This is a genomic window from Acidovorax sp. NB1 (genome assembly GCF_005405905.1).
GTDB lineage: Bacteria > Pseudomonadota > Gammaproteobacteria > Burkholderiales > Burkholderiaceae_C > Acidovorax.
The window spans coordinates 124,643-139,550 of record NZ_BJHU01000005.1; the positions used below are offsets into that span (position 1 = coordinate 124,643).

Sequence of the window (14,908 nt, forward strand, 5' to 3'; positions counted from 1 at the left end):
GGCGCATTCATGCGGAAGGAACCGCCACAGCGGCCGCAAAGTCGGCGCATGTCAGCACCTGGGCCACGTTGGCCATGTCGGCCAGCGAGGTGTCGTGCACTTCCTGCCTGAAGGCCGCGCAGCCGTCGGACAGCACCAGCGTCTGGTAGTCGCGCATGTGCGCATCGCGCACTGTACTGGCCACGCCCCCGTTGGTGACGATGCCGCACACCACCACGGTGGTGATGCCCGCGCGGCGCAGCACCCAGTCAAGCTGGGTGTTGAAAAAGGCCGAATACGCCACCTTGCACACCGACACGTCCACCCAAGGTGCGATCTCGGACACATGGGACTGGCCCGTGCTGCCGGGGGCAAAGTCGCCACGGCGCAGAAACGGGCGCAAGGCCTTGAGGTGGGGCGAGACCATGGGCTCGCCCTGCGCGTCGGGCCACAGGGTGAACTGGCTGCCCACCACCATGCCGCCCGCCGCCTTGAGCGCCTGGGCCACCGCAGCCACCCGTGGCGGCAAGGCCTGGGCGGCAGCGCTCACCGCGCCGCCGCGTGCATAGGCGCCATCCGGCGCCAGAAAGTCGTTTTGCAGGTCGATGATGACCAGCGCGGTGTGGCGCGGGTCGATGGCGTCGTGGCTCATGCTCCGTCCCCCGCGTCAGCCCGCACCAGCAGATTGCCCAGCGGGTCCACCGTGGCGCTGAAGCCAGGCTCCAGCCACACCGTGGTGTCGGGCTGCTCCAGGATGGCCGGACCGTCGATGCGGGTGCCCACAGGCAGGTCCAGGCGTGCATGGCGCGCGGCGTCCCACCAGCGACCGGCGTGGAACACACGCTGCACACCCAGCGAGGGGTTCACGGTGGTGGTCTGCGGGGCCAGCACCGTCAGGTCGAACTTGGGGCGCACGCCGACACGGGCGTAGCGCAGGTTCATCACCCGCACGGCAATGCCGTCAAGCACGCGGCCAAAGGCGGCGCGGTAGGCGGCCTCGAACGCTGCGCGGATACCGTCATGGCTTAGCGCGTCGGCCGCCACAGGCACCTGCACAGTGTGCGTCTGCCCGGCGTAGAGCATGTCGAGCGCAATGATCTCCTGCACTTCCACAAACTTCACGCCCGCGGAATCGAGCCGCTGCTGGCAGGTGGCGGCCAGTGTGGCCACGCGCTGGCGCAGGTCGGCCACGTCCAGGTCGGCCAGGGGCTTGTTCAGCGTCTGTACCGCGTCGTGGCGCATGTCGGCCATCACGCAGCCCAGGGCCGAGGTCACGCCGGGGTAGCGCGGCACGATGCCCGTGCCCACGCCCACCTCGCGCATCATGGCGCACACATGCAGCGCGCCGCCGCCGCCAAACGGCATATAGGCAAACTGGCGCGGGTCGTGCCCACGCTCGATGGACACCACGCGCACGGCGCCTGCCATCTTGGCGTTGGCGACCGTAAGGATGGCTTCGGCCGCCGCCATCACGTCCAGGCCCAGGGGCTTGGCGACATGGGTCTCGATGGCGTCGCGCGACTTTTGTGCGTCCATGGCGGCCAGCAGACCACCGCCCAGGGGGCGGTTGGCGGCAATGCGGCCCAGCAGCACATTGGCATCTGTCACCGTAGGGCGCGTGTTGCCCCGGCCATAGCAGGCCGGGCCGGGGATGCTGCCCGCCGACTCGGGGCCCACCTGCAGCATGCCGCTGGCGTCTACCGAGGCGATGGAGCCGCCACCCGCGCCGATGGTCTCGATCTGGATCATGGGCGAGCGCACCACCATGCCGAACTCAATGGCCGTTTGTGCAGCCAGCGCCGCTTCGCCCTTGGCCACCAGCGACACGTCAAAGGAGGTGCCGCCCATATCGCCCGTGATCACATCGGGGAAGCCTGCCGCACGCGCAATGGCCGCGCAGGCAATCACGCCCGCAGCGGGACCCGAGAGCGCGGTGCGCACCGGCACATCGCAGGCTGTCTGGCGCGACATCACGCCGCCGTTGCTCTGCACGATGAGCAGCTCGCCGCCAAAGCCCTGCGTGCGCAGGTCGCCCTCCAGCCGCTCCAGGTAGCTGCCCACGACGGGCTGCAGGGACGCGTTGAGCGTGGCGGTGGAGCAGCGCTCGAACTCACGGATTTCGGGCAGCACCTCGCTGGCGGCCGTCACATGCGGGTTGGGCCACACGCTGCGCACGGCGGCTACGGCGGCCTGTTCGTTGGCGGGGTTGGCGTAGGTGTTGATGAAGAACACGCAGACGGCCTCGCAGCCCGCCTCCAGCAGCGCGCGGGCCTGCGCCTTGACTTGCTCCACATCTACTGGTGTGTGCACCGCGCCGTCGGCCAGCACGCGCTCGTCCACCTCCAGCCGCAAGTCGCGCGGCACGATGGGCTCGAAGCTGCCGCGCAGGCCCCAGGTCTGCGGCCGGTCGCGGCGGCGCATCTCCAGCACATCGCGAAAGCCGCGCGTGGTGATGATGCCGGTGCGCGCCACCTTGCGCTCCAGCAGCGCATTGGTGCCCACGGTGGTGCCGTGCACGATGGTGGCGATCTGCCCGGCCGAGTCAGCCACACGCGCCACGCCATTCATGAAGCCGCGCGCCTCCTCGCCCCGGGTGCTGGGCACCTTGACGATGCGGGCGCTGCCGTCGCGCTCGTCCAGCACGAACAGGTCGGTGAAGGTGCCACCCACGTCCACGCCCACCACATAGGACGCCTCGCTCAAAGCCTTGTCCGAAACCTTGCCGCTACTCATGCCTTGCCTTTCATTACGGAGGGGGCGCTCACATAGCCCATCGCCAGATCCTTCTCACGCGCTGCCGCATCCCGCGCGGCCGGGGCCCCGTAGCCACCACCGCCGGGGGTTTCCAGGCGCACGCGCTCGCCGTGCTTGAGGCGAATACCGATCATCTTGGAGCGCATGGGTGGTTGCTTCCATTCACTATCGTTTTCATAGCTGAAGACGTTCATGGAACCAGCGCTACCGCCCGAAATTCCTTGAGGCGATGCCTTGCCGCGCTCGCCAAATATGAAAACCTCGGCGTCTTGTTCCAGCAGCTCAATCTCATAGATGGCGCCCAGGCCACCCCGGTGCTGGCCGTCGCCGCCCGAGTCGGGCCGCAACGCCCACTGCGTGAAGCGCACGGGGTACGCCGCCTCCAGAATTTCGAGCGGCGGGATGGTGGCGGTGGAGATGGGCGCGTTGCCGTGGCTAAGGCCATCGCCATCGCTGTGCCCGCCGTGGCCGCCGCCGAAGAAGCTGAACATCACCCAGCGTTGGCCCTTGCGCGCGGCATCGGTGCGCAGCCCGGCGATGGACAGCGCGTTGATCGTTCCGTAAGCCTGGGCCATGGCGCGCTTCGGGTCGGCCTGTGCGGTGGCGCTGAAGATCACATCGATCATGCGCAGGATGGTCTCGGTGTAGCCACCCACGGGGCGCGGGCGGGCGGCGCTGATGACCAGGCCCTCGGGCAGCACAAAGTCCACCGCGTCCAGCACACCCGCATTGGCAGGTACATCCGGGAACAAGTGCTTGAGCGCCACATAGCAGGCCGCAATGGCCGTGGCGCGCGAGATGTTGACCGGCCCTGCGCACTGCGGCGAGGTGCGCGAAAAGTCGAGCGTCAGGCGGTCGCCCTGCACCGTCATGTCGAGCGCAATGGTCAGCGGCTCGTCCTTCACGCCGTCGTTGTCCAGGATGTCGCTGAAGCTGTAGCGCCCGTCCGGCAGCGCCGCGATGTGCGACTGCATGAGCTTGACAGCGCGCGTGCGCAGCTCACCCATGGCCTGCTGCACCTGGGCATCGCCGTACTGGTCCAGCAGGTCGTGCAGGCGGCGCTCGCCCAGATCCAGCGCGGCCAGCTGGCCATTCAGGTCGCCCCACAGGCTGTCGGGCAGGCGGGTGTTGGCCTTGAGGATGGCGAGCACGTCGTCGTCGAACACGCCACCGCGCACGATGCGCACGGGCGGAATCTGCACCGCCTCTTGCCAGCACTCGGTGGCGGCCGGGTTGTAGTTGCCGGGCACGTTGCCGCCCACGTCGTGCCAGTGCGCGGCCGACGCCAGGAAGCAGAACAGCTGCCCGTTGCGGAAGAACGGGCGCACCAGCTTGAAATCATTGGCGTGGGTGCCGCCCTCGTAGGGGTCGTTGAACAGCCAGGTATCCCCCGCCGTGATACCGCCGCGCTCGCCCGCCGCCCGCATGGCCGCGCGCACTGCAAACGCCATGGCACCCACGAAGACCGGCAGGCCAGACTTGCCTTGCACCAGCGTGTCGCCGGTGGCGGCGTCGTACAGACCGTGGCAGGCGTCATGCGCCTCGGCAATGATGGGATTGAACGCGCTGCGGTACAGCGTGGCGTCCATCTCGTCAGCGATCTGTTCCAGCCGTCCGCGCAGCACGGCCAGCGTGACCGGGTCCATGACCGGGTCCATGGGCTGCGGGGTGGGGGTGTGTTCAGCCATGCAGGGGCTCCTTGCCAAAGCGGGCGCGCAGCTGGTTCATCAGCCCACCGGCGCGCACCATGTCCAAAAGAAAAGGGGGAATCGGGTCGCAGGCCAGCACACACCCCTGGGCGGTGGTGACCGACGGTGTTTGTTCGTTCAGGGTGATGCCCTCCCCCTCCGCGACGGCGTCGGCCTCGGGGCAGGTCAGCAGCAGCAGGCCCAGGTTGAACGCGTTGCGGAAGTAGAGGCCACTGAACGACGGCGCAATCACCGCCGCCACGCCCAGGCGCACCAGCACGGCAGCCGCCTGCTCGCGCGAGGAGCCAATACCAAAGTTGGGCCCGGCCACGATCACATCGCCCTTGCGCACGCCCGCCACAAAGTCGGGGCGTACGGATTCGAGGCAGTGGCGCGCCAGCACGTCGATGCCGTGCTTCATGGCGTGGCCGGGGGCTAGCACGTCGGTGTCGATGTCGGCACCCAACTTCCAAACTCGTGCCCCCACGCTCCCCACTGCGTGTGGTTCGCTGCCCCCCGAGGGGGCCGGGCCTTGCTTGGGGCGGCCCGGCGCTGCGGCCATCCGGTGTTTGCTCGTCATGCCAGCACCTCCCGGGGGTCGGTAATACAGCCGCGCAGCGCCGAGGCCGCCACCGTGTACGGCGATGCCAGGTACACCTGCGCCGTGGGCGAGCCCATGCGGCCTTTGAAATTGCGTGCCGTGCTGGAGATAACGTTGGTGGCGTCGCCCACCGTGTCGCCATAGCCCGCGCAGGCCCCACAGGTGGTGGGGAACAGTTCAGCCCCTGCGTCTTGCAGCACCTGCAGCACGCCTTCGGCCTGGGCGGCGGCCTGGTCGCGCTGGCTGGCAGGCGCCACCATCAGGCGCACGCCGGGGGCCACTCGCTGGCCACGCAGCACGCTGGCGGCGGCGCGCAGGTCGTCCAGCTTTGCGCCAGTACAGGCGCCGATGTAGGCCACGTCAATGCCCTGCCCAGCATGCTGCGCCACGGGCGCGGCGTTGGCGGGGCTGTGCGGGGCTGCGACCTGGGGCGTGAGCGTGGTGGCGTCGAAAGTGTGGCGCGTCAGGTCAGCACCTTCGTCCGTGCGCCAGGCATCCAGCCCCTGCAGGTCTGCATCGGGCACACCCGCCGCCCGCAGCCAATCGCGGGTGGTGTTGTCGGGGGCAATCAGCCCGGCCTGTGCGCCCAGCTCGGCGCTCATGTTGGACAGAGTCATGCGCTCTTGCATGCCCAGCGCCTGAATGGCGGGCCCGGCGAATTCCACGGCCTGGTACTGGCCGCCGTTCATGCCAAAGCGGCCGATCATGTGCAGCATCATGTCCTTGGCGGTCACGCCTGCAGCCAGCCGGCCGCTCCAGTGCATCTGCAGGGTGTGCGGCACACGCAGCCAGATTTCACCGGTCACGACCACGCCCAGCATCTCGGTGCTGCCAATGCCGAACATATAGGCGCCAAACGCGCCACCCGTGGGTGAATGCGAGTCGCCGCCCACGCAGAACATGCCGGGGCGGATGTGGCCGTGCTGGGGCACCACCACATGGCAGATGCCCTGGCCGTCGTACACGTGGGGCAAATCCTGCTCGCGCGCCCAGTCGCGGGCGATGCGCACGATGCGGCGCGATTCGTCGTCGCGCTCGGGCAGGTAGTGGTCCATCACCAGGACCACGCGGCGCTTGTCCCAGATCTGGGCGCCCAGCTCTTCCAGCATGGGCTTGAGCCGGCGTGGGCCGGACGAGTCGTGGAACATGGCCAGATCGACACGGCAATTGACGATCTCGCCAGGCGTGACGCGGTCGCGGCCACTGGCGCGGGCCACGAGCTTCTGCGCCAGCGTGCTCGGGGGGCTGGAACGGACGCTCATTCGGGCTTGGCTCCAGAAAACTGCACCACCTTGGCCCAGCGCGGAATCTCGGCCTGCACAAAGCGCGCAAACTCTTCGGGGCTGTTGCCCACGGGCACGGCACCTTCGTGCTCCAGGCGCCGCTTTACATCGGGCGAGGCAATGGCCTGGCGTGCTGCGTCGCTGATGCGTTTGGCCAGCTCCGGGTTCATCTGCCCCGGGCCGAACAGCCCGAACCAGGCACTGGACTCATAACCGGGCAGCACCTCGGCAATCGCGGGCACATCGGGGAACGCGGGCAGGCGCTGCACGCTGGTCACCCCCAGCGCCTTGAGCTTGCCCGCGCGGATCTGCGCCTGGGCATTGCCCACGGCGGCAAACATCAGCTCCACTTGCCCGGCCAGCACATCCTGCAGCGCGGGCGCAGTGCCCCGGTACGGAATGTTCACGATGTAGGCACCCGACTGCATCTTGAACGCGTCCCCCGCAAGGTGCAGGGACGAGCCCACGGCGCCGATCGCAAAGTTGAGCTTGCCGGGCTTGGCCTTGGCCAGGGCAATCAGCTCGCGCACATCCTTGGCGGGCACCGCGGGGTTGGCCACCAGCACCGAGGGCGAGGTCGCCACGCAGGTCAGCGGCGTGAAGTCCTTGATGGGGTCGAACGGCAGCGTCTTGTACAGGCTGGCGTTGATGGCATGGCTGGTGAAGCTCATCAGCAGGGTATTGCCATCGGGCGCGGCCTTGGCTACCGCGTCGGCCGCGATGTTGCCGCCCGCGCCAGGTCGGTTCTCGACAATGACGGTGCGGCCTAGCAGGCGGCCCATTTCGATGGCCAGGGTGCGCGCCAGCGTGTCGGTGGAGCCGCCGGCCGGGGCACCCACCAGGATGCGGATGGGGGTGTTGCCTTGGGCCAGCGCCAGCGGGCCCTGCCACAGGGCGGGCGCGGCGCCCAGGGCAACCAAGATGTGACGGCGTGAAGTCATGGGGTGTGTCTCCAATCCTGTGGTTTTGTGACTTGCGGGGTGGTGGCTTGCGGGGCAAGTGCAGGCATCACAGCCCCAGATAGGCGCGGCGCAGGTCGTCGCTGCGCAGCAAGTCGGCGGGGGCACCCGAGAAGCGGATGCTTCCGTTCTCCATCACGTAGGCTCGGTCGGCGATTTCGAGGGACTGGCCCACGTTCTGCTCCACCAGCATTACCGCCAGGCCTGTGGAGCGCAGCTGCCGGATCAGGCCAAACATCTCTTCGACCAGCAGGGGCGACAGCCCCAGCGAAGGCTCGTCAAGGATGAGCAGGCGCGGCTCAGCCATCATTCCACGGCCGATGGCCAGCATCTGCTGCTCGCCACCGCTCATGGTGCCGGCGAGCTGCAGGGTGCGCTCCTTCAGGCGTGGGAAGGTGGCAAATACCTTTTCAATGTTCTCGGCCCGGCGCTCGCGCGCCCGGGTGAAGCTGCCGAGCGCCAGGTTCTCCATCACGCTCAGGTTGGGGAAGATCTTGCGGCCTTCGGGCACCTGGATCAGGCCGGCCTTGACGACGTCGGTGTAGTGGGCACCGCTGAGGTCGGCCCCATCAAATGCCACCTTGCCCGCCCAGGCCTTGTAGATGCCGCAGACCACGTTATTCAGCGTGGACTTGCCCGCGCCGTTGCTGCCCAGCAGCGCCACGGTCTCGCCCGGCAGCACCTGCAGATCCACACCCCGTAGCACTTCCACCCGGCCGTAGCCGCCGCGCAGGCCGGTGATTTCCAGCAAGGGAGAGGTGCTCATGCAGCCTCCTGCGGTGCGGCGGCGCGCAAACGGGCGGCGGTGCCGTGGCCCAGATAGGCCTCGATCACCCGCTCGTCCGAGGTGACCTGCGCGGGGTTGCCCTGCGCAATGAGCTGGCCCTGGGCCAGCACCCAGACATGCTCGGCCAGGTTCATCACCGCCTGCATGACGTGTTCGATCATCAACACGGTCACGCCACCATCGGCAATGCCGCGCACCACGGGAATCATCTCGGCAATCTCCTGGGGGTTGAGGCCAGCCAGCACTTCGTCGAGCAGCAGCAAGCGCGGCCGGGTGGCCAGGGCGCGCGCCAGCTCCAGGCGCTTGCGGCCAGCCACCGTGAGGTCGGCCGCGGGTTTGTCCAGCTGCGGGGCCAGACCCACGCGGGCTGCGACGTCGCTGGCCAGCGCCAGCGCGGCACGGCGGTTGGGCTCATTGAGGTGGGCGCCCACGGCAATGTTTTCGCGCACGGTCTGCGCTGCGAAAGGCTGCACGATCTGGAAGGTACGCGTCATGCCCAGTCGGGCGTTGAGGTGCGGGGCCTGGCCCGTGATGTCCTGGCCCGCAAAGCGCACGGTGCCTGTATCAGGCCGCACAAAGCCCGACATCAGCGCGAACAGCGTGGTCTTGCCCGCGCCGTTGGGGCCGATCAGCGCGGTCAGCGAACCCTCCGGCACCGCCAGACTCACGTTTTGCACGGCCTTCAGACCGCCGAAGGATTTGCTCAGCCCGCTGAGCTGCAACAGGTCATTCGCCATGGCGGCCTCCCGAACGTTTCCATACCGCCACCACCGACTGCCCGATGCCCGCAATGCCACGGGGCAAGAACATTACGATGAGCACCAGCACCACGCCGTAAATCACCATGTTGATGCCCGGCAGCTGGCCGAACAGGTTGCGCGTGACGTCGGCCAGGATGTGCAGCACCAGCGCACCCAGCACAGGGCCCCAGACGGTGCCGATACCACCGACAATGGCTGCGACCAGCGCCTCGACCGAGGTGGCCGAACCATAGGCGATGCCCGGGTCGATGTACTGGAACACCTGCACATAGAACGCCCCGGCTGCGCCCATAAAGCCGCCTGACAGAGCAATGGCGCCCATCTTCACGCCGAAAGGGTTGACGCCGATGGCGCGCGCCGCGTCTTCGTTGTCGCGCACGGCCTGCAGCCAGGCTCCAAAACGCGAGTTCTTGAGCCACCAGCTGACCAGCAGCGCCAGCGTGACCAGCGCCAGGATCAGGAAGACAAAGCCCTTGCGCGAGCCAAACTGCATGTTGGAGAGCGACTCTTTGAGCGGCAGCATCAGCCCCACACCTGCGCCAGTGAACGGCACCGACAGCGCCAAGATGCGAAACACTTCGGCAAAGGCCAGCGTGACCAGCGCAAAGTACGAGCCCTTGAGCCCATAGCGGAACGACAGCCCGCCCACTAACAGCCCCACCAGCGCGCTACCGGCCACCGCCATGGGCAAGGCAATCCAGGGATTGATGCCCCCTTGCATCTGGGCAATGGCCTGGATGTAGGCCCCCGTGCCGAAGAACAGTGCGTGCCCGAACGAGAACTGACCGCCAAAGCCCCCGAGGATGTTCCACGCCTGCGCCAGCAGCGCCGCGTAGAGCGACATCATCACGAAATTGAGCAACACGCCGGAGTCGGAAAACGCGGCGATTGCCGCCACGACGACGGCAAACAATCCAATGCTTGCAATCTGCTTCATGCCTTGGCTCCAAACAAGCCCTGCGGGCGGAACAGCAACACTGCGATGAAGATGGCAAAGATGCCGATCTGGCCCAGTGATTCACCCAGGTACAGGCCGCCCAGCGACTCCACCACGCCGATCAGCAGACCACCCACCAGCGCGCCGGTAAAGCTGCCCATGCCGCCCAGCACTACGATGGTGAACGCGACCAGCACGAAGCCGCTGCCCACCTGGGGGTTCACGTAATACGCTGGCAGCAGAAAGCAGGCGGCAGCACCCAGGCAGGCCAGACCAATGCCAAAGCTCATGGCATACACATGATCCACATTGATACCCATGAGCTTGGCGCCGTGCTTCTCCTTGGCCACGGCGCGGATGGCGCGGCCCAGGTCGGTGCGGCCCACGATCCACAGCAGCACGGCCGACACCACCAGCGCGCCAGCAAAGGCGACCAGCTTGGGCAAGGCGATCATGGCGGGCCCCACCGCCACGGTGGTGAGGGTGTAGGCCGTGTCGATGGTGCGCGTGTCGGATTTGAAGAACAGCAGCGCTAGGTTTTCCATCACGATGGAAATGCCCAGCGTGACGAGCAGGATGTTTTCGTCTTTGCCATGGCTGGCGCGGTTGATGACCAGGCGCTGCAGCGCATAACCCAGGGCGAACATGCCAGGCACCAGGATGGGCAGCGCCAGATAGGGGTCCAGCCCGAAGTGCTGCTTGAGCAGGTACACCGCGTACAGCGCCAGCATCAGCGACGCACCGTGCGCGAAGTTGATGATGTGCAGCACGCCGTAGATCAACGTGAGCCCGAGCGCGATGAGGGCATACACCGCGCCCGTGGTCAGGCCGTTGAGGACCGACGGAAAGAGGATGCTGAGGTCGAACATGGAGGGAATGGGCGCCATTCAGGCAAAGGCGCGGCCTGGCGCCTCGGTATGAGGCGCCCTGCAGCCCCTGCGATCAGGGCTGAAAAGTGGTGGGTGTCAGGCCTTCAGCGGGAAGAGCGGGTCCGCTTCGCGGTAGTCGCGCGGGATGATGACCTTGATGTCCTTGTTCAGCACCTGGGTCATCAGTGGCTGCGCGCCCTGGTTCTGCCCGGCCACAAACTTGGTGGGGCCGTACGGCATGATGTGATCGGCAAAGGTGCTCCTCTCCAGTGCATCGATGAGGGCCGCGCGGTCTGCCGACTTGGCACGCTCCAGCGCGTCGGCCAGCAGCCACATCGAGGTGTAGGTCATGAACAGCTCGTAGCTGAAGAACAGGCCTTTGGCTTCGACGCGCTTCTTCAGGTCCTGCGCGCGCTTGTCCTTGGGGTTGAACCAGTGGTTGCAGTCGATGATGCCGTTGGCTGCGTCCGGGAACTCCTTGACGAACTTGTAGCTCGACGCGGCGCCGCCCAGCACAGAGTAGATGGCCTTGGGCGTGACCTTTTGCTGCTGCATGGTGCGCACCAGCAGCGCGTATTCGTTGTAATAGTTGGCGGGGATGACGATGTCAGGGTTCACCGCCTTCATGCGCAACACGATGTTGTTGAAGTCGCGCGTGGGATTGGCGTGCTTGATGACTTCCTTGACTTCGTAGCCGTAGCCCGGCAGTTCGCGCGACAGCAGCTGGGCAGTGCCCGAGCCAAACAGCGATTCCTCGTGGATGATCATCACCGTCTTGGCGGGTTTCCCGGCTGCGGTGTTCAGCACATGCAGGTTGGCCATGGCGGTTTCAGTGCACTTCTTGTAGCCCGGGCCAAAACGGAAGGTGTTCTTGAGGCCGCGCTCCACGATCTGGTCGGCCACACCCACGTCCACGATGTGCGGCAGGTTGTATTTGGCGGCGGCCTGCGTGGTGGCCAGGCAGATGGCCGAGGCAAACGCCCCCACCACGGCTGAAACGCCCGCTTCATTCATCTTCTCGACCTCGGCGGCACCAGCCTGGGGCTGCGACTGCGCGTCGCCCAGCAGCGCTTCGAGCTTGGCGCCGCCCAGGGCCTTTATGCCGCCCGCCTTGTTGATGTCCTCAATGGCCATCATCGCGCCTTCACGGCATTGCTGGCCCGAATAGGCCAGTGCGCCAGTCACGGGGTGCAGCACCCCTACCTTGACGGACTTGGCCTGGGCACCGCCCACCAGCGGGAAGGCCAGTGCCGACGCGGCGGCGGCCGACTGGGTCATGAAATGGCGGCGAGTACTCATGGGCATTCTCCTGGCAGGTAGGTAGGGTTGAGGTGGGGGGATGGGATTCAGTGGAACTGGGCCGACAGCTCTTTGCTGACCCAGACCTTGGCATCAATGCTGCCCACGCGGGACAGCTGCATTTCGTATTCGTAGCGGTCTGGCCGGTACAACCCGTGCAGCCATTGCACCGGGCGCTCCTGGTCGTCATAAATGAGGCGGCGCACGGCCAGCAACGCCGAGCCCACGGACACATCAAGGTGCCGCGCCACCACGGCATCGGCCAGCTTGGCCGAAATGGTCTGGTGCGCACGGCCTACCTTCACGCCGGATTCTTCAAGCAGCACCAGGATGGGTTTGCGTGCTAGCTCGCGACGCCCGAACTGGCGGGCGATGTCGGCGGGCACATAAGTGGTGATATGGGACAACGGGCCCTCTTTGGTGCTGCGCACGCGCACCGCCTTTTGCACGGCGTCGCCCACCGCGATGTTCAGTGCCCCGGCCACAGCGCGGGACGCGGTGACGGTATCCACATCCAGCACCTTGACGGAGGTGCGCAGGCCCATGCTGACCAGGTTCTCCAGCAGGCCGGTGAGGTGCGCGCGGCTGCTTTCGCCCTCGCCACCTGCATCGTTGGCGTGGGCCGCAGCAGGGGGGACTGGCCGGGTGCCCCGGCCGGGCTCGCGGGAGATCATGCCCTCGCCTTCCAGCAGTTCCAGTGCACGGCGCACCGTCACACGCGCCACGGCGAACTGCCGCATCAGCGCCAGCTCGCCTGGCAGGCCATCGGCAAACCGGCCCTCCTGCAACTGCTCGCGCAGCACCAGATAGATCTGGTGGTATTTGGGGAGCGGCAGGTTGTTGGACGGCATGGAGGCCATATTAGGAATGGTTCTAATGTCCTGTCAATAAGACATTTGGGTTTGAAATCTACCAACCTGCGGACATTTGTGCGGTCGGTGCATTGCACCGAGTGCTTGCAACCAACGTGCCAGCGAGGACTGCTGCAAGACAAAACGGGCGCTTTTTTGACAGCGTATGGCGTGGTCGCATTGACGCTCCCACGGGCATTGGCTACATTACTAACCAGTCAGTCATTAAAAATACCCGGTTTGAACCCCACCCCTGTGCCCTCCACTGCCACGACCAGCACCAAGCGCGAGCGCCGCAAGGAAGCCCGTCCCGGTGAGCTGCTGGAGGCCGCGCTTGACCTGTTTGTGGAAAAAGGCTTTGCCGCCACACGGGTGGATGAAGTGGCTGCCCGGGCCGGGGTGTCCAAGGGCACGCTGTTTTTGTATTTCCCCAGCAAGGAAGAGCTGTTCAAAGCCGTGGTGCGCGAAAACATCGCGGGCCGGTTTGCCGAATGGAGCGACGAGCTGGAGAACTTTGCGGGCACCACCAGCGAGGTGCTGCGCTACTGCTACCAGGTCTGGTGGGAGCGCATCGGCGCCACCAAGGCGTCGGGCATCACCAAGCTGATGCTCAGCGAAGCACAAAACTTTCCCGAGATCGTCCAGTTCTACCAGCAGGAAGTGATCCTTCCTGGCCAGGCGCTGATCCGGCGCATTCTGGAGCGGGGTGTGGCGCGGGGTGAGTTTCGCCCCATGAACCCGGACTACGCCGTGTACCTGGTGCTGGCGCCCATGATTTTCCTGATGCTGTGGAAGCATTCTGTGGGTGCCTGCGTGCCCGATGCTTTGGGCATGACGCCCGAGCAGTACATCGACATGCAGGCCGACAACATCCTGCAGGGGCTGTGTGTGCGGCCCGATGCCACGTTCCCCTCCCCTTCTTTCTCCCCCTCAACCCCTGTCTGATCATGAAACGCTGGATTCCCTGGATGGCAGCAGCCATCGCCGTTGTGTTGGTGGGCAGTGGGGTCTGGCGTGCCATGGCCGCGCGGCAGGCGCAGCAAAAGGCCCTGGGCGAGGCCGCTGCGCAGCGTGTGACAGCACCGCTACAACTGGGCGCTGACGAGGTGTTGCGGGTGTCGCCAGCCAATCTGGCCTTGGGTGTGCCGGTGTCGGGCGCCTTGCGCGCGGTGGACTCGGCCATGGTCAAGGCCCGGGTGGGCGGCGAGTTGCAGGGCCTCACGGTGCGCGAAGGTGACAGCGTGAAGGTGGGGCAGGAGGTCGCGCGCATCGACCCCACCGAGGCCCGTGCCCGCCTGCGGCAGGCTCAGCAGCAGGCCGATGCCGCCAAATCCCAGGTGGACATCAACCAGCGCCAGTACACCAACAACCGGGCACTGGTGGACCAGGGCTTTATTTCATCCACCGCGCTGGTCACCTCCCAGGCCAGCCTGGAGGCTGCGCAATCGAGCTACCAGGCGGCCGTGGCTGCGGCCGATGTGGCGCGCAAGGCGCTGGAAGACACCGTGCTCAAAAGCCCCATCAGCGGCCAGGTGGCCCAGCGCCTGGCCCAGCCCGGTGAGCGCGTGGCGGTGGACGCCCGCATCATCGAGGTGGTGGACCTGTCGCGCCTGGAGCTGGAGGCGTTACTGACCCCCGCCGATTCCGTGGCCGTGCGCGTGGGCCAGAAGGCGCAGCTTTCCGTCGAAGGGGTACCTGCCCCGGTGGCGGCCACCGTGGTGCGCATCAACCCCAGCGCCCAGGCAGGCAGCCGCACTGTGCCGGTGTACCTGCGCGTGGAACAGACCCAGAACGCAACACCCCTGCGCCAGGGGCTGTTTGTGCAAGGCACGCTCGACATCGGCCGCGCCGACGTGCTGGCCGTGCCGCTGGATGCCGTGCGCACCGACAAGCCCGCGCCCTACCTCCAGACGCTGAAGGATGGCCGCGTGGCCTATGCCGAGGTCAAGACAGGTACACGCGCGGTGGTCAATGGCCAGACCCTGGTGGCGGTGGAAGGGGTGCCTGCGGGCACGCCCGTGATTGCTGGCCGCATGGGCCAGCTGCGCGAAGGCACAGCCGTATCGATTGCCGCCACACCTGCCGCCGCTGCGGCTGCGGCTCCTGCATTGTCTGCAGCATCCCGCACGGCCCCCTGAGC

Annotated in this window: 14 protein-coding genes; 2 read left to right on the forward strand and 12 right to left on the reverse strand. The window is 66.8% G+C overall.

Going from position 1 to position 14,908, the window contains the following annotated elements; all coding sequences use genetic code 11:
• Window positions 1–7: 7 nt before the first annotated feature.
• The 12 genes from AvAM_RS01910 to AvAM_RS01965 form a co-directional block, all read right to left on the reverse strand.
• On the reverse strand, window positions 8–631 hold the full coding sequence (locus tag AvAM_RS01910) for a cysteine hydrolase family protein (RefSeq protein ID WP_137745479.1): 624 nt from the start codon (window positions 629–631) through the stop codon (window positions 8–10).
• Complete coding sequence (locus AvAM_RS01915) at window positions 628–2,712, reverse strand: hydantoinase/oxoprolinase family protein (protein ID WP_137745480.1); 2,085 nt, start codon at window positions 2,710–2,712, stop codon at window positions 628–630. The genes AvAM_RS01910 and AvAM_RS01915 overlap by 4 nt, the downstream gene beginning before the upstream one ends.
• Window positions 2,709–4,421, reverse strand: coding sequence for a hydantoinase B/oxoprolinase family protein (locus tag AvAM_RS01920; protein WP_249367878.1), 1,713 nt, complete (start codon window positions 4,419–4,421; stop codon window positions 2,709–2,711). Before AvAM_RS01920 ends, AvAM_RS01915 begins: the two co-directional genes overlap by 4 nt.
• Complete coding sequence (locus AvAM_RS01925) at window positions 4,414–5,001, reverse strand: 3-isopropylmalate dehydratase (RefSeq protein WP_375708130.1); 588 nt, start codon at window positions 4,999–5,001, stop codon at window positions 4,414–4,416. The genes AvAM_RS01920 and AvAM_RS01925 overlap by 8 nt, the downstream gene beginning before the upstream one ends.
• Window positions 4,998–6,284: a 3-isopropylmalate dehydratase large subunit gene (locus AvAM_RS01930; protein WP_137745481.1), complete on the reverse strand. Its 1,287-nt coding sequence runs from the start codon at window positions 6,282–6,284 to the stop codon at window positions 4,998–5,000. The genes AvAM_RS01925 and AvAM_RS01930 overlap by 4 nt, the downstream gene beginning before the upstream one ends.
• On the reverse strand, window positions 6,281–7,246 hold the full coding sequence (locus AvAM_RS01935) for a tripartite tricarboxylate transporter substrate binding protein (protein WP_137745482.1): 966 nt from the start codon (window positions 7,244–7,246) through the stop codon (window positions 6,281–6,283). The genes AvAM_RS01930 and AvAM_RS01935 overlap by 4 nt, the downstream gene beginning before the upstream one ends.
• A gap of 67 nt (window positions 7,247–7,313) precedes the next feature.
• Window positions 7,314–8,030, reverse strand: coding sequence for an ABC transporter ATP-binding protein (locus tag AvAM_RS01940; protein WP_137745483.1), 717 nt, complete (start codon window positions 8,028–8,030; stop codon window positions 7,314–7,316).
• The gene (locus AvAM_RS01945; protein ID WP_137745484.1) at window positions 8,027–8,788 is read right to left on the reverse strand and encodes an ABC transporter ATP-binding protein; all 762 of its coding nucleotides are present in this window, start codon (window positions 8,786–8,788) and stop codon (window positions 8,027–8,029) included. The genes AvAM_RS01940 and AvAM_RS01945 overlap by 4 nt, the downstream gene beginning before the upstream one ends.
• Window positions 8,778–9,749, reverse strand: coding sequence for a branched-chain amino acid ABC transporter permease (locus tag AvAM_RS01950; RefSeq protein ID WP_137745485.1), 972 nt, complete (start codon window positions 9,747–9,749; stop codon window positions 8,778–8,780). The genes AvAM_RS01945 and AvAM_RS01950 overlap by 11 nt, the downstream gene beginning before the upstream one ends.
• Complete coding sequence (locus AvAM_RS01955; RefSeq protein ID WP_110959148.1) at window positions 9,746–10,618, reverse strand: branched-chain amino acid ABC transporter permease; 873 nt, start codon at window positions 10,616–10,618, stop codon at window positions 9,746–9,748. Before AvAM_RS01955 ends, AvAM_RS01950 begins: the two co-directional genes overlap by 4 nt.
• A 96-nt stretch (window positions 10,619–10,714) precedes the next feature.
• On the reverse strand, window positions 10,715–11,917 hold the full coding sequence (locus tag AvAM_RS01960) for an ABC transporter substrate-binding protein (protein WP_137745486.1): 1,203 nt from the start codon (window positions 11,915–11,917) through the stop codon (window positions 10,715–10,717).
• Between the two features lie 47 nt (window positions 11,918–11,964).
• Complete coding sequence (locus tag AvAM_RS01965) at window positions 11,965–12,777, reverse strand: GntR family transcriptional regulator (RefSeq protein ID WP_171012109.1); 813 nt, start codon at window positions 12,775–12,777, stop codon at window positions 11,965–11,967.
• 231 nt (window positions 12,778–13,008) lie between these two features.
• Here AvAM_RS01965 and AvAM_RS01970 point away from each other — a divergent pair, with 231 nt between their 5' ends.
• Together AvAM_RS01970 and AvAM_RS01975 are read left to right on the forward strand one after the other, a co-directional pair.
• On the forward strand, window positions 13,009–13,713 hold the full coding sequence (locus AvAM_RS01970) for a TetR/AcrR family transcriptional regulator (RefSeq protein WP_137745487.1): 705 nt from the start codon (window positions 13,009–13,011) through the stop codon (window positions 13,711–13,713).
• 2 nt (window positions 13,714–13,715) lie between these two features.
• Window positions 13,716–14,906 carry an efflux RND transporter periplasmic adaptor subunit gene (locus tag AvAM_RS01975; protein ID WP_137745488.1) on the forward strand — a complete coding sequence of 397 codons (1,191 nt, stop codon included), beginning with the start codon at window positions 13,716–13,718 and terminating at the stop codon, window positions 14,904–14,906.
• Window positions 14,907–14,908 lie beyond the last annotated feature (2 nt).

Coding starts and splice junctions, on each gene's coding strand:
- AvAM_RS01910 (WP_137745479.1), bottom strand. CDS start 631: ATGAGCCACGACGCCATCGACCCGCGCCACACCGCGCTGGTCATCATC.
- AvAM_RS01915 (WP_137745480.1), bottom strand. CDS start 2,712: ATGAGTAGCGGCAAGGTTTCGGACAAGGCTTTGAGCGAGGCGTCCTAT.
- AvAM_RS01920 (WP_249367878.1), bottom strand. CDS start 4,421: ATGGCTGAACACACCCCCACCCCGCAGCCCATGGACCCGGTCATGGAC.
- AvAM_RS01925 (WP_375708130.1), bottom strand. CDS start 5,001: ATGACGAGCAAACACCGGATGGCCGCAGCGCCGGGCCGCCCCAAGCAA.
- AvAM_RS01930 (WP_137745481.1), bottom strand. CDS start 6,284: ATGAGCGTCCGTTCCAGCCCCCCGAGCACGCTGGCGCAGAAGCTCGTG.
- AvAM_RS01935 (WP_137745482.1), bottom strand. CDS start 7,246: ATGACTTCACGCCGTCACATCTTGGTTGCCCTGGGCGCCGCGCCCGCC.
- AvAM_RS01940 (WP_137745483.1), bottom strand. CDS start 8,030: ATGAGCACCTCTCCCTTGCTGGAAATCACCGGCCTGCGCGGCGGCTAC.
- AvAM_RS01945 (WP_137745484.1), bottom strand. CDS start 8,788: ATGGCGAATGACCTGTTGCAGCTCAGCGGGCTGAGCAAATCCTTCGGC.
- AvAM_RS01950 (WP_137745485.1), bottom strand. CDS start 9,749: ATGAAGCAGATTGCAAGCATTGGATTGTTTGCCGTCGTCGTGGCGGCA.
- AvAM_RS01955 (WP_110959148.1), bottom strand. CDS start 10,618: ATGTTCGACCTCAGCATCCTCTTTCCGTCGGTCCTCAACGGCCTGACC.
- AvAM_RS01960 (WP_137745486.1), bottom strand. CDS start 11,917: ATGAGTACTCGCCGCCATTTCATGACCCAGTCGGCCGCCGCCGCGTCG.
- AvAM_RS01965 (WP_171012109.1), bottom strand. CDS start 12,777: ATGGCCTCCATGCCGTCCAACAACCTGCCGCTCCCCAAATACCACCAG.
- AvAM_RS01975 (WP_137745488.1), top strand. CDS start 13,716: ATGAAACGCTGGATTCCCTGGATGGCAGCAGCCATCGCCGTTGTGTTG.